17 protein-coding genes and 1 riboswitch are annotated in these 14,594 nt (G+C 35.2%); all 17 genes read right to left on the reverse strand.

The window, feature by feature from the left end; genetic code table 11:
- Positions 1-25 precede the first annotated feature (25 nt).
- The 17 genes from K332_RS0108215 to K332_RS0108300 all read right to left on the reverse strand — a co-directional run bounded on the left by K332_RS0108215 (position 26) and on the right by K332_RS0108300 (position 14,552).
- On the reverse strand, positions 26-1,420 hold the full coding sequence (locus K332_RS0108215) for a bifunctional metallophosphatase/5'-nucleotidase (RefSeq protein WP_026907016.1): 1,395 nt from the start codon (positions 1,418-1,420) through the stop codon (positions 26-28).
- 12 nt (positions 1,421-1,432) lie between these two features.
- Entirely contained in the window at positions 1,433-2,248 is an 816-nt protein-coding gene (locus K332_RS0108220; RefSeq protein ID WP_026907017.1) for a sulfite exporter TauE/SafE family protein, read from the reverse strand.
- Between the two features lie 390 nt (positions 2,249-2,638).
- Positions 2,639-2,836 (reverse strand): hypothetical protein, encoded by a 198-nt coding sequence (locus tag K332_RS0108225; RefSeq protein WP_026907018.1) that lies wholly within the window; start codon positions 2,834-2,836, stop codon positions 2,639-2,641.
- A 137-nt stretch (positions 2,837-2,973) separates the two neighbouring features.
- Entirely contained in the window at positions 2,974-3,495 is a 522-nt protein-coding gene (locus tag K332_RS0108230; RefSeq protein ID WP_036688460.1) for a hypothetical protein, read from the reverse strand.
- A gap of 409 nt (positions 3,496-3,904) precedes the next feature.
- Positions 3,905-5,302, reverse strand: a complete 1,398-nt coding sequence (gene sufB / locus K332_RS0108235) for a Fe-S cluster assembly protein SufB (protein WP_026907020.1) — start codon at positions 5,300-5,302, stop codon at positions 3,905-3,907.
- A 24-nt stretch (positions 5,303-5,326) separates the two neighbouring features.
- Positions 5,327-5,758 (reverse strand): Fe-S cluster assembly sulfur transfer protein SufU, encoded by a 432-nt coding sequence (gene sufU / locus K332_RS0108240; RefSeq protein ID WP_026907021.1) that lies wholly within the window; start codon positions 5,756-5,758, stop codon positions 5,327-5,329.
- Positions 5,748-6,968: a cysteine desulfurase gene (locus K332_RS0108245; RefSeq protein ID WP_026907022.1), complete on the reverse strand. Its 1,221-nt coding sequence runs from the start codon at positions 6,966-6,968 to the stop codon at positions 5,748-5,750. The genes sufU and K332_RS0108245 overlap by 11 nt, the downstream gene beginning before the upstream one ends.
- Complete coding sequence (gene sufD, locus K332_RS0108250) at positions 6,968-8,275, reverse strand: Fe-S cluster assembly protein SufD (RefSeq protein WP_026907023.1); 1,308 nt, start codon at positions 8,273-8,275, stop codon at positions 6,968-6,970. The genes K332_RS0108245 and sufD overlap by 1 nt, the downstream gene beginning before the upstream one ends.
- Positions 8,276-8,292: 17 nt before the next feature.
- On the reverse strand, positions 8,293-9,078 hold the full coding sequence (sufC, locus tag K332_RS0108255; protein WP_026907024.1) for a Fe-S cluster assembly ATPase SufC: 786 nt from the start codon (positions 9,076-9,078) through the stop codon (positions 8,293-8,295).
- A 223-nt stretch (positions 9,079-9,301) separates the two neighbouring features.
- The gene (locus K332_RS24190) at positions 9,302-9,472 is read right to left on the reverse strand and encodes a YuzK family famiily protein (protein WP_169727356.1); all 171 of its coding nucleotides are present in this window, start codon (positions 9,470-9,472) and stop codon (positions 9,302-9,304) included.
- 368 nt (positions 9,473-9,840) lie between these two features.
- Entirely contained in the window at positions 9,841-10,659 is an 819-nt protein-coding gene (locus K332_RS0108265; RefSeq protein WP_026907025.1) for a MetQ/NlpA family ABC transporter substrate-binding protein, read from the reverse strand.
- Positions 10,660-10,689: 30 nt separating this feature from the next.
- Positions 10,690-11,358: a methionine ABC transporter permease gene (locus K332_RS0108270; RefSeq protein ID WP_026907026.1), complete on the reverse strand. Its 669-nt coding sequence runs from the start codon at positions 11,356-11,358 to the stop codon at positions 10,690-10,692.
- Complete coding sequence (locus K332_RS0108275; RefSeq protein ID WP_026907027.1) at positions 11,351-12,373, reverse strand: methionine ABC transporter ATP-binding protein; 1,023 nt, start codon at positions 12,371-12,373, stop codon at positions 11,351-11,353. The genes K332_RS0108270 and K332_RS0108275 overlap by 8 nt, the downstream gene beginning before the upstream one ends.
- A gap of 277 nt (positions 12,374-12,650) precedes the next feature.
- Positions 12,651-12,763: riboswitch (SAM riboswitch) on the reverse strand.
- A gap of 80 nt (positions 12,764-12,843) precedes the next feature.
- Positions 12,844-13,161, reverse strand: coding sequence for a thioredoxin family protein (locus tag K332_RS0108285; RefSeq protein WP_036688464.1), 318 nt, complete (start codon positions 13,159-13,161; stop codon positions 12,844-12,846).
- Positions 13,162-13,180: 19 nt separating this feature from the next.
- Positions 13,181-13,537: a toprim domain-containing protein gene (locus K332_RS0108290; RefSeq protein ID WP_026907029.1), complete on the reverse strand. Its 357-nt coding sequence runs from the start codon at positions 13,535-13,537 to the stop codon at positions 13,181-13,183.
- 196 nt (positions 13,538-13,733) lie between these two features.
- Positions 13,734-14,117, reverse strand: coding sequence for a glycine cleavage system protein GcvH (gene gcvH / locus K332_RS0108295; protein WP_026907030.1), 384 nt, complete (start codon positions 14,115-14,117; stop codon positions 13,734-13,736).
- A 78-nt stretch (positions 14,118-14,195) separates the two neighbouring features.
- Positions 14,196-14,552, reverse strand: coding sequence for an arsenate reductase family protein (locus K332_RS0108300; RefSeq protein WP_026907031.1), 357 nt, complete (start codon positions 14,550-14,552; stop codon positions 14,196-14,198).
- Positions 14,553-14,594 lie beyond the last annotated feature (42 nt).

Here is a 14,594-nt window from a genome sequence, read left to right on the forward strand (position 1 = left end):
ACGATTAAAAGTCCGGGCTTTAATTTCATCTATAGTTTTCTTTTAGTGTTTCTGCTAGAAAATCTCGAATAAAGTTTGGAAGAATATATGTCTTCCTCTCTGATTTGGCTACTTCAGGTAATAATCTACCGAATGTAAATGCATCTGCAGTAACGACTGAATAGATTCTATTGGTATCCACGGGGGCATTTTGGACTAATACTTCATCAACATATTCCCGCCCATTTTGTTGTAATGCCGTTTTTACTTCAAGGCCCGAGAAGACCATTTTTCCTATAACCTTTCCACGGAAGCCAAAGCCCTTTAACTGAAATTCCATAAACTCCTTAGTCAATGAAACCCGAACCACTTCAAGTAATTCCGCTCCTGAAAGTTCTACAATACACGGGTTTATAGGATGTGGACATACTCTGTGGATATCCCCTACTGTTATATCACCAGCTGGAAAGCCCTCTAATAATAATCCCGTATTAAACATCCCACAATCTACATTTGTTTCTTGTTTAATTCTATTTGACAATAGTTGCATGATTTCTGTATGTTCATACCAATTTACAATTATAGGTTTTTCAGTTACTACAACCGTCTGATCCAATATTTTTTCGGATTCATCCAGCAATATTTGAATTTTTTGTTCAGTATCAACATCCACATCATAGTTGGAAATATCAGTCGCATAGGCCTCTTTATTAACTAACTTCTTTTCCTCATGGTCCCAAGTTAATATAACCTCACCTACAAAAAAACACTGTTTGCCTGCAGCAGTAATGATCGTCTGATTAACTTCTTGGCCAGTACGTAACAAATGATGTGTGTGACCACCAATGATGACATCAATTTCAGGAAATCTTCTAGCGATCTCTTCATCTTCACTTATTCCTAAATGGGACAGGAGAACAATCACATCAGTTGACTGTTTTACTTTGTTAATAAGTTTTTCCAACGTTTGGTAAGGGTCAGCAATATGCCAGCCGAGTAATTCATAATAATCATTGAATGGTGCGGTAAGACCTATCACACCAATCTTGACACCCTGAAGAGTTTTATATTCTATTGTTGGGTTTAACCATTCTGGCAATTGATTATCTAGACTCTCGAGGTTAGCACAAACTACAGGAAACGTTGCATTATCATATAAATGAAAGAAATCATTATGAGAAAACGTGATTCCCTCGTTATTTCCAATTGTTACCGCATCATAGCCAATATCATTAAGTAATGAAACATTCCCTTTTCCAAGTAATGCTTCAGATATTGGGTGTACACGATCGATATGATCGCTAATATCAAAAAGCCAATACGAGTCATTTGCTTTCTCTCGTTTGGCCTTCTGTTCTTTCATGAACTGAGTAACTCGTGGCCACTGGCTAAAGTTACTGTGTAAATCATTCGTATAATAAAAATATATTTTTTCTTGCATGTTAAAAACTCCTTATGCTGTTAACCCATTAATAATCATACGTAGCCCTATTATTATTAAAGTAATTCTTAAAATCCATTCCAGTGTCTTACCTCTTAATAGTTGATTTGTTTTAGCACCAAGTCTACCACCAATCCATGCTCCTGGGATAAAGAAAAATACATACAACCAAGTTATATGTCCAAGGGCAATGTGGGTACCTGCTCCAATAAAGCTTACAAAGAAAATCATGAACATCGATGTTGCTGTGGCGATATGGACAGGAAAACCAAATAGTAGAATCATTGCAGGTACCATAATGGAACCTCCACCGATTCCAAACAAACCAGACAATGTTCCTACAACTAATGATAGTAAAAATGCAAACGGAGTTGATACCGAATATTGATAATCCTCACCGTTAACATGAAATGTTCTTATATTCCTTCCAGTTACATTCCTTTTTTTAGAAGTTCGTTTAAGAAAAAATAATAAAGAAATAATGATTATAAGAAAACCAAAATATAAAGAAAATACTTCAGTCTCCATAAATTGATTTAACCATGAACCAATCATACTTCCAGGAATACTCCCAGTTAAAAAAAGTATCGCTGTTTTATAATCAACTCTACCTTCTTTTAAATATGTAAGAGATGATGATAGAGAGGTAAATACCATCGTGATTAATGAGATTCCAACAATTGCTTGTGGTGTTGCCCACTCAAATCCAGGTACAAATTGATTTAACATTAACAAACTTGGTATTAATATAACTCCCCCGCCTAGTCCTACTAAGCTACCAATAAATGCTGTTAACATACCTATTGCAATGCAAAGAATAATTACCATATTAAAGTCCTCTATCTTTAGTCGTATATTAATTATTTTACCACTCTATACATAAGATTCCCACCGGATGGAATTAAAAAGAAAGAGGCTGAGACAAAACAATTTTACCGAATTAAAATCCGAACAATTCAAATTAGTGCACATAACCCGCTCCGGAAATATACTTCGCTTTCCGTGGGCGGCTGGTGATCCTCCTTGCTTGTTCCAAGCTGCGAGGTCTTAACTATGCCTATCCTCCACTGGAGTATCCGTATATTTCCAGAGCTAGTCATGCAGATTGTTCGTTCTTCATTCATGTCTTTACGTTTTGTCCTAGCCTCTTCACTTCTTTAGTTTCTTTTGCAATATAAATTAACTATTAAACCACTTCATAATACGTAGAACAAAAGTCTACGCCCAAAGCATTAAGATAATAAATGTTCCTGCCCAGATTATATAAGCAACTTGAATAATAATATACATCGTGAATTCTATTGTAGATAGCTTTCTTGCTTTTTTAGAAACTCTAAGATGTCTGTAGTAAAAGAATCCAATAATGACAAATAATAAAACTGCAAATTGATGAAGGTTTTCTAGAAGGCTTACCAATCAATCACCTCCAAAGGGAATTATTTTACTCTAATTTATTTGTTATTTATAATTACCATTATAGCAAAGTGTAAAACTAATAAACATGATACAAATAGCAAAAAAGAATCCCATGAGAGATTCTTTTTTGCTATGATTTAAGCCGTTTTAAGGTCTACTACATCTGTACTGCTAACAGGATTTGCACCACAGAAAAGTGCAAATAAGAATACTGCTATAGGACTAGCTGCAAAACCCATTGCTACCATAAACCCCGCAACTGTAGCCCATTCACCCTTTTCAATAGCTTTTGCAATTTGATTTAGTGCACCTTTTGCAATACCAGCAGCGTCTTCTAAACATCTTTGAAGTGTGCCTTGGGTAGTAATACCATCTTTTGCACTATTCAAATATTGTGCAAAAGTAACTAATACCTCTTTCTCTTCGGCATTATATGTTGAATTTTTTAGCGCCTTATCATCAACATAGTATTGATTTGAAGACTCATCTTTTACAATGATTTTTGTAAAGATATGTTCAACTTCAGCTTTTATTTCCTCTAGTTTTTTCGCAGAGACATTATCATTGTTCCAATAATAATCTGTAGCCGATGATGCTGATGCTAATGTAGGTATAGAAAACAGAACAAAAGCTATAATCACAAAAAAGAGCTTTTTCATTGTTATCCCCCCTTCCATTATATCTTTCAAGTTCTTCTAGTTCGTCTTAACTACTAAACTATCATTACGAACTATAAATTAATATAATCTTTTAGTATGAACTGTTCGACATAAAACATGCCTTAAATAAGTTAAAATATACAGGACCTAAGTAACTATATCAACAACCAGATACATGCTCTGATTGCTAAATATCCATCCTAAAGTGTATTTTTACGACTATAATATAGTTATGAAAAACTAAATATTTAATTATTCATTTGTAAAATTTAATTACTACTTAGAGGAATATCGTATATAAAATCAAAATACTATTACGATATGTTCTGCTAGTGTGTAGAAAAAATTTAAGAAGTGTTGATACAAAAATAAAAACCCCGGTTGTATGCCGGGATTTTTATTGAAGGATTTAACCGATAGAGCCTTCCATTTCGAACTTGATTAGTCTATTCATTTCAACAGCATATTCCATTGGAAGTTCTTTTGTAAATGGTTCAATAAAGCCCATTACAATCATTTCAGTAGCTTCTTCTTCCGATAAACCTCTACTCATAAGATAGAATAGTTGTTCCTCTGATACATTAGAAACTTTTGCTTCATGCTCTAATGAGATATTATCATTTAAAATCTCATTATATGGAATTGTATCCGATTTTGATTCGTTATCTAGGATTAACGTATCACATTCAATGTTAGCACGTGCTCCATCAGCCTTCCGTCCAAAATGAACCATTCCACGATACGTAACGTTACCACCCTGTTTAGAGAATGACTTCGAAACAATTGTCGAAGAAGTATTAGGTGCTAAGTGATGCATTTTTGCACCAGCATCCTGAACTTGACCTTTACCTGCAATAGCGATAGAAATCGTGTTACCACGAGCACCCTCACCACGAAGAATGATAGCTGGGTATTTCATCGTTAATTTAGATCCGATGTTACCATCGATCCATTCCATTGTTCCGTTAGCATCAACTACTGCACGTTTTGTTACAAGGTTATATACGTTGTTAGCCCAGTTTTGAATAGTTGTATAACGGCAGTATCCATCTTTCTTAACAATGATTTCAACAACCGCACTGTGAAGTGAATTTGTTGTATAAACTGGAGCTGTACATCCTTCTACATAGTGTACAGATGCACCTTCATCAACAATGATTAACGTTCTTTCAAACTGACCCATATTCTCAGAGTTAATACGGAAGTATGCTTGAAGAGGTGTACTTGTTTGAACACCTTTTGGAACATAGATAAATGATCCACCAGACCAAACCGCTGAGTTTAATGCTGAGAATTTATTATCAGAATACGGAATAACAGTTCCGAAATACTCTTTAAATAATTCTTCATTTTCTTTAAGAGCCGTATCTGTATCTTTGAAGACAATACCCATTTCTTCTAAATCTTCTTTTAAGCTGTGATATACTACTTCAGATTCATACTGAGCTGAAACTCCAGCAAGATACTTTTGTTCTGCCTCAGGAATACCTAATTTATCAAATGTTTGCTTGATTTCTTCAGGAACTTCATCCCATGTTTTACCTTGTTTTTCGGAAGGCTTAACATAGTAAACAATTTCATCAAAATCTAAGCCAGATAAATCTCCACCCCACTGTGGCATTGGACGTGAGTAGAAATGTTCCAATGCTTTTAGGCGGTAATCTAGCATCCACTGTGGTTCTTCTTTCATACTAGAAATTTCTTCAACGATTCTTCGTGTTAAACCACGCTCTGTACGGAAAATAGAAACGTCTTTATCACGAAAACCATATTTATATTCTTCTATTTCAGGCGCTTTCTTTGCCAAAATAAACCCTCCTTTAAATATTTCTTACTTATCATTAACTCCCTTTTCCATTGCTTTCCATGCAAGGGTTGCACATTTAATACGTGCTGGAAATTGAGAAACACCACTTAAGGCTTCGGCGTCTCCCATTTCCATATCCGAATCAATTTCCTCCCCAAGCATCATCTCAGAAAAGAGTTTCGACATTTTTAATGCATCTGTAACAGATTTGCCTTTTATTGCTTGTGTCATCATGGATGCAGATGACATGCTTATGGAACAACCTTCACCTTCGAATTTCGCATCTTTTACGATGCCATCTTCTACTTGCAACTGAAGTTGGATACGGTCACCGCAAGTTGGATTATTCATATCCACAGTCAGTGCATCACCTTCAATAGCGCCGCGATTACGTGGATTTTTATAGTGGTCCATAATGACTTGTCTGTACAGTGTTTCCAAGTTATTAAAAGACATGACCGAAAAACTCCTTCGTTTTCAAGAGTCCGTCAACTAATTTCTCTACATCATCTTCTGTATTATAAATATAGAAGCTTGCTCTTGCTGTTGCTGTAACATTCAACCATTTCATCAATGGTTGTGCACAGTGATGACCAGCACGAACAGCAATACCAAAGGAATCTAATGCAGTTGCAACGTCATGTGGATGAACATCTCCTAAGTTAAATGTGACAAGAGCAGCTCGGTGCTCTGGGCCATATACTTTTATATCTTCAACAGTACGTAAGCGGTCCATCACATAATCAGCTAACTTTTGTTCGTGATCCAGGATTTCATCCATTCCGATATCTTCTAAAAAGTCAATTGCTGCAGCAAGACCAATTGCACCAGCAATAATGGGAGTACCACCTTCGAATTTCCAAGGTAGTTCTTTCCAGGTAGAATCTTGCAGTGTAACAAAGTCGATCATTTCACCACCAAATTCTACTGGCTCCATGTTCTCAAGTAACTCTCTTTTTCCATAAAGAACACCAATTCCAGTTGGAGCTAGCATCTTATGACCGGAAAAAGCATAGAAGTCACAATCTAAATCTTGAACATCTACTTTCATATGTGGAGCTCCCTGGGCGCCGTCTACTACAACAACAGCACCTTTATCATGAGCTATTTTAGCTATCTCTTTAATCGGGTTTATTGTTCCCAATACATTCGAAACATGTGCAATGGCAACAATTTTAGTATTATCTGTTACAAGGTTACGAACATCTTCAAGCGTTATTGTACCATCATCTTGTAATGGAATATAGTTTAATGTTGCACCCGTTGCTTTCACCGCTTGCTGCCAGGGAATAATATTACTATGATGCTCCATCGGTGTAATAAGAACTTCATCCCCTGGCTTCAAGTTAGCTCTTGCATAACTTGAGGCAACTGTATTAATTCCAGTTGTTGTACCGCGATTGAAAATAACTTCTGCTGTACTTCTTGCATTAATGAATCGTCGAACTTTTTCACGTGCGCCCTCATATTGATCGGTTGCACGTGAACCAAGTGTATGAACACCACGATGGACGTTAGCATTATCCTTACGGTAGTAGTTTTCAACAGCTTCAATTACCGAAATAGGCTTTTGTGAAGTTGCAGAAGAATCAAGGTATACTAACTTATGACCATTTACTTCCTGATCCAGAATCGGAAACATTTGCCTAATGGCTTTCACGTCCATTAGTTAACTTTCCTTTCAATAACTTGCTTCAATTGTTTCTTAACAGCATCAATTGGTAATTGCCTTACAACAGGATCTAGGAAACCATGAATAACTAAACGTTCCGCTTCTTCTTGTGTAATCCCACGACTCATAAAATAATAAAGTTGCATTGGATCAACACGACCAACAGAAGCCGCGTGACCTGCAGTTACATCATCTTCTTCAATAAGAAGAATTGGGTTGGCATCCCCACGAGCTTTTTCACTTAACATTAGAACTCGAGATGTTTGTTCACTATTAGCCCCAGATGCACCATGCTCAATTTTACCAATCGCGTTAAATATGGAAGTTGCACTTTCCTTCATAACACCACGTTGTAAAATTTGTCCATCTGTATTTTTACCAAATTGAACAATCTTCGCTGTAAAGTTTTGTGTTTGTTTACCGCGACCAACTGTTACCGCATTAGCATTAGATACACCGCCGTCACCAATTAAATGAGTGACATTTTCAGAAACCGTGTTTCCATCATTCATTTGTCCTAATGCCCAGTCGATAGTTGCATCACGATATCCTACACCACGACGATTTACATACGTAGTTGTACCTGCTGCAAAGTTATCAACTGCACCGAATGAAATCTTAGCATTATCCTGTGCAATAACTTCTGTAACAATATTGGCAACCGTATCTTCATCAGCATTGTTTGAAATATAGTTTTCAACGTAGGTTAAACTACTATTTTCTTCAGCAACTACTAATACGTGATTCACAAGTGCTACTTCTGGATCCTCTTGCCAGAATATAGCTTGAAGTGGTTTTTCAATTTGTACATTCTTAGGAACGTAAACAAATACTCCGCCATTCATAAGCGCTGCATGAAGTGCTGTTAATTTATGTTCATCAACAGAAACCGCATCTTTCATATAATAGCGTTTCACTAATTCTTCATGTTTATTTAATGCTGTAAAGATGTCAGTAAAAATAACACCCTTGTCTGCCAATTCTTGGCTTAATTTTGCAAATGCTACCGTTTGATTACGTTGAATAACAAGATTCTCTGGTAGTGCGTCCGCATCAAAGAAATCTTGAATTTCAGTTGGTAACTCTGATAATGAAGAAATAGTTGCTCCGGTTGCTACATGCTTAAATTTAGTAAAATTCCATTTACCAATCTTTGTTTTATCTGGTTTTGGTAACTCTAAAGTTTCAGCTTTTTCTAATGCATTCACACGTAATTCTGTCATCCATGTTGGTTCATTATGCAAGCTTGAGAACTGTTCGATATAGCTTCTATCATAAGGTAGCTTTGTGTCCACAGTCATATTACCCCTCCTAACTATTAAGCGTTTTGTCCTACTGTTTCGTCTTCGATACCTAACTCTTCTTTAATCCAGTCATATCCTTCTGCTTCAAGGCGTTGAGCTAATTCAGGACCACCAGATTTCACAACACGACCTTGCATCATTACGTGTACAAAGTCTGGAGTAATATAATTTAATAGGCGTTGGTAGTGTGTAATAATTAAGCAACCGAAATCTTCGCCGCGCATTTTATTAATACCTTTTGATACAACTTTTAATGCGTCAATATCTAAACCAGAATCGATTTCATCTAGAATTGCAATATCTGGCTTAATTTGCATTAATTGAAGGATTTCGTTACGTTTCTTTTCTCCACCAGAGAAACCTTCATTAAGATATCTTGTTGCCATGCTTTGATCTATTTCTAAAAAGTCTAAGTCTTTATCTAGATCTTTAATAAACTTCATAAGTTGAATTTCGTCGCCTTCTTCACGACGAGCATTGATTGCAGAACGTAAGAAGTCAGAAGTTGTTACACCACTTACTTCACTTGGATATTGCATAGCAAGGAATAGTCCAGCACGTGCACGCTCATCCACTTCCATCTCTAGCACATCTTCCCCATCTAATGTAATGCTTCCTTCTGTAATTTCATATTTAGGATGACCCATGATAGCAGATGCCAAAGTAGATTTACCAGTACCGTTTGGTCCCATGATTGCGTGGAATTCTCCACCCTTAACCGTTAAATTAACACCTTTTAATATCTCTTTATCTTCAATTGACACATGAAGATTTTTAATTTCTAATACAGATCCTGCCATATTGATACCTCCATATATTGTTAAGTTATTTGGATATGTAGAATATTTATATCCATTCTCAATTTATTCTCATTACAATCTTATAGCATTTCGAATTGATTATCAACTTATTTGGGTTGTAAACGAAAGTCTATATTATATAGGAAAAAACAGGGTTTTTTTATATTTTTCTGCAAAAAAAATGACTGAGGACCCAATACGGTTATCCTCAGTTCTAAATGTATCATCTATGAATATTACTATCAATTTCAGCTACAATATGTTTACATTTATTGTAATCTTCTTGTCTTCTCCTTTCAACCTTCATTCGGTTTTCCAGATTGCGACAGTATTCAGCATACCCCATATGGTGTGATGTTTGCATGGCTTTTTCCATTTCAGGGGTGTAGTTCATTCTTATTTCACTACTAATAGTGAATCATCCTTTCGTTTTATATACAATTACAATGTTAGCACGGAGTTGTAGTGGACACCAAGTTCGATTTAAATGCTTATATTGTTATCTATTCACATATTATCCAGTGTCATTTATATAATCATTCATTACATAAAGATTTATAGATTTACTAAGTAATACTATGGTTTGCTCAAAATAGAAGAAAATCATCTATTATTAATGGTTTTGATTAACTTTAATCCACAAGACCAAATAAAACTGAAACTGAACATCGGCCCTACTCTACAAAAATTGTGACGCTGACACCAAAACTAAAAAACAGCAAATCCTACGTGGATTTGCTGTTTTTTTCAATTATATTCGATTTACTTATTTCCACCAACCGGTACTACTGCTCCACCATAATTTTCAACGATAAAGTTTTGGATTTCTTCCGATTGAAGAACTTCTACAACTTTCTTTAAATCTTCATTATTTTCATCTTCCGCTCTTGCAGCAACAATATTTACATAGTCAGATTCTTCACCCTCAATAAATAATGCATCTTCAAGCGGAGATAAATCACCTTCTATTGCATAGTTTGTATTGATTGCTACTAGTGTATCTTCTTCAGAGTTGTATGCTTCAATTAGGAATTCCGGATTCACTTCGCCAAATAAGAATTGAAGGTTTAATGGATTTTCAATCACATCTTCTTGTGTCACATTTTGCGGATCAATATCCTCTGCAATTTCAATTAATCCTTCCGCTTCAAACATTTGTAAAATACGAAGATGATCTGGTACGTTTCGACTAATAATTACTTCTGTACCTTCTGGGATATCCTCAATACTAGAGATACCATTTGAATAGATACCCATAGGCTCAATATGAATTCCGCCTATATTAACAATATCATATGCTTTATCTGGATCAGTTGTTTCATCTTCAAAGAATGGAATGTGTTGGAAATAGTTAGCATCGATTGTACCTTCACTTAAGTCAAGGTTTGGTAAACTATACTCAGAATACTCTTCAATCTCAATCGTAATCCCTTCCTCTTCAAGAATAGGCTTAGCTTTTTCTAAGACTTCAGCGTGTGGTGTACTTGTAGCACCAATTTTAATAACATCCTCATCACCATTCCCACAAGCTGCTAATAAACTAACAAGTAAAATAGATAATACAAATAATAATTTCTTCATTTTAGTATTCTCTCCCTTAAAGTATATTTTTTATCTTTTATCCAACTTATTAGTAATGAAGTCGCCAATAAATTGGAAAATGAAAACAATAATTACAATTAATACAGTACAAACAAACACAACATCAAAGTCTCTTCGCACAAAACCATGAAAGTAGGCGAAGTCTCCAAGTCCACCTGCACCAATAACGCCAGCAACTGCCGTTGATCCTATTAGAGCGATTGCTGTAACTGTTGCTCCTGATACAAGAGCTGGCATTGATTCAGGTAATAATACTTTGAAGATTATTGTTTTTGTTTTCGCTCCCATTGATTGCGCAGCCTCTATTACACCTTTATCTACTTCACGTAATCCAATTTCTACTAACCTTGCATAAAACGGTGCGGCACCTATAATTAATGCTGGGAGTGCAGCATTCGAACCTCTAAACGTCCCCATTAAGAAAGTTGTAAAAGGAATTAATAAAAGAATTAATATGATAAAGGGAATTGCTCTAAAAATGTTAACTATGGCAGCTACAATTATGTTTAATCCTTTATTTTCCCAAAGGCTACCATTTGAAGTTAAATAAAGTAATAGTCCAAGTAATACTCCAAAAATGACAGTTCCTACCATTGCAAGTAACGTCATGTAAAACGTTTCACCTGTTGCAACTAAAAGGTCTTTCATAACAACATTGGGGAATAATTCTTTAAGCATTAACTAAAACCTCCACTTCTACTGAGGTTTCTTCTTTTATAAATTGAATCGTTTGATTTACCTCATTTTTTTCTCCAATAATTTGAACAACCAGTGTTCCATAAGCACCAAGTTTAGTTTGAGTAATTTTCCCCGAAAGAATATTAACTTCAACCGTAAATTCTCTGGATATTTTACTTATTAATGCCTGGTTTGCAGTTTCTCCTACAAAATGTAACCGGACAAGCTCTCCACTTGTATATTCTTCTAAAAGTTGGTCTAAGTCGCCGTCTTGATTTTCCATTACTTGCTCGACGAATTTCTTTGTAACAGGCTGTTTTGGTTTTAAGAAAACATCTAAAACATCACCCTGCTCAACAACTTTCCCATTCTCCATAACAGCAACTCTATTACAAATTTTGCGGATAACATGCATTTCATGTGTAATGAGTATTATAGTTAGACCTAGTCTTTCGTTGATATCAACAAGTAAGTCTAGTATGGAATTTGTAGTTTCAGGGTCTAAGGCAGATGTTGCTTCATCACAAAGTAACACTTTTGGATTGTTGGCTAAAGCTCTTGCTATTCCAACCCTCTGCTTTTGACCTCCACTTAACTGTGATGGGTAAGCATTTTCTCGACCCGAAAGTCCAACAAGCTCAATTAATTCATTTACTCTTTGTACTCGCTCTTTTGCAGGTACTCCCGCAATTTCAAGTGGAAAAGCTATATTTTCACTAACTGTTCTCGACCAAAGCAAATTAAAATGTTGAAAAATCATACCAATATTTTGTCTTGCCATTCGGAGCTTATTCTTATCTAATGTTGTTATTTCTTTTTCACCAATAGTTATTTTGCCAGAAGTAGGTTCTTCTAATCGATTTAACAGTCTAATTAATGTACTTTTTCCGGCGCCACTATAACCTATTACACCAAATATCTCACCATCTTGAATGGTTAAATTTAAATTATCAACTGCGGTTATCTTTTTTTGATTCAAATGAAATATCTTTGACAATCCCTCAATAGATATCACTTGAGCATCCCTCCTATTTCTATGATGTACAAATCGTAACCTTGCATTCGTTCATCCTTAAGTGAATCAACTACATGTACTGCAATATGAATTACTTCCAAGTCACATTGCGGAGCTTTATGAGAAGAATTACTTCCTCGAATTTTCGAGCACTCTTTGCAATTTTTTATTATGTTTTTTAAAAGTACTTATACTTTCTAGACTGTTAAACAAACAAAAAACGCCTTTCTGTAAGAGAACAGAAAGACGTAATAAATATATATTAGATCTTCACGTTCTCTCATCTTTCAAAGCAAATGCTTTGTAGGACTTAGCACCTTTTTCAAACACGAATGTCTGAAGGTTGCCGCAGTTTCATAGGGCCTTTCCCTCCACTGCTCTTGATAAGAGATTAATCTTTTTTATTCAATTTTTAATAAACCTAACTATAGCACCAGAGTATAAATGTGTCAACATAAAATAAATGGTTTTTATTTTTTTTCTTTAAACAACTCCGGTTTGTATTCTAATAGATAACTATAAATATTAGGGATGGAATGAAAAGTATAGACTTTTTCTTGAATTTGATTGTTCTTTTTAATCAATAAGCAAGGAACGCTTTCAACTTTGTTCTCCTGCATATATTCAGGAAACAACGATGCATTCATTTCATAAAAAATATCAGCTTCATGTACAGTTTCTATCTTATCCAACATGGTTCTTGCTAGTTGGCAAGTACCACAGAACGGGGTATAAATATATAATAAATAGTCATTTTCTTCTTCTATTTCCTTGACGAATTCCTTCAAAAAATCACCTACTTGTAAGCTATACTAGATAATGTGGATTGACTGCAATATGCTTACCGAGTAGAAGCATAGCCAATATACGTTCCGGGGTAGCAGCAACTTCACGGTATTCACTACTTATATAAATATGATCTGCATGTGGTAATTCTAATGAGAGTTGTTTTCTAAGTTTCAGCCCTGATTTATCTTCATCGACAAAAATATAGACATCTCTTTCATCCAATTGATAGGTTTCTAGCATTTCATCAAAATGCTCTATATCAAAGGTTCCATTCGTACAAATAATTGTAACTTGATCATCGATAACTTTCTCAAGCTGCTTTTTATCAGTTAGCCCTTCAACAATAATAACACGTTCAGATTGATGTGAAACCATGTTAGATCCCCCTCATATAAGAAAAGTATAAAGGCGTCCACTCAGTAATGTACAAACTAATTAATCTGATGTTGACTACTCGTACAGAGGTGAAGGAAGTCCACTTGTCGTTGACGCCCAATGCTAGACACGGAAATTAAAACTGACTCTTTTCCTTAGGATAGGGAAAAAAGTCAGTTTTATAAACAAAATATAATTAGTCTTGCTCAATTATTTCTTTATAAGCTTCTGGTGTTAATAAACTATCAAGTTCAGACTCATCACTTAGTTCAACAACAATCATCCATGCATTTTCATATGGAGATTCGTTAACAAGCTCAGGACTGTCCTCAAGCTCCCCATTAACTTCGACAACTTTCCCGCTAACTGGTGCATATAATTCGGATACCGTTTTAACAGATTCTACACTACCAAAAGGTCCATCGATAGTAATATCATCTCCAACCTCAGGAAGCTCAACAAACACAATATCTCCTAATTCATCTTGTGCAAAATCTGTTATACCGATACGAACAGTATTTCCTTCCTTTTTTACCCATTCGTGTTCTTTTGAATATAATAGTTCATTTGGTAAGCTCATTTGTATCCCTCCGAAAAATTGATTATACCCTCACTATACTAGCTTGCTTGCTTTTTCGCTAGTTTTAGAACTTTTTATTTAAGCCCATTCCTTTTGAAACTCTTCTTCTTTAAAACCTACTGTTACATGTTCACCATCCGTAACAATTGGTCGTTTAATCAACATGCCGTCTGAGGCTAATATTTCTGCCATTTGTTCCACTTGAGCATCTTGAATTTTTTCTTTTATATTTAATTCACGATACTTTTTCCCACTAGTATTAAAGAATTTCTTTGCAGGAAGTCCACTCTTTTCAATAAGATTAAGTATTTCTTCTTTAGAAGGTGTTTCTTCCACAATATGTATGCTGTTATACTCGACGTTATGCTCATCGAACCATTTCTTCGCATTTTTGCATGTTCCACAGTTAGGATACCAGTAAAATGTTAGCGCCAATGTAACCCCTCCTTTTCCATATTATTTTACCATGTATATAGG

This window comes from Paucisalibacillus globulus DSM 18846 (genome assembly GCF_000482485.1).
GTDB lineage: Bacteria > Bacillota > Bacilli > Bacillales > Amphibacillaceae > Ornithinibacillus > Ornithinibacillus globulus.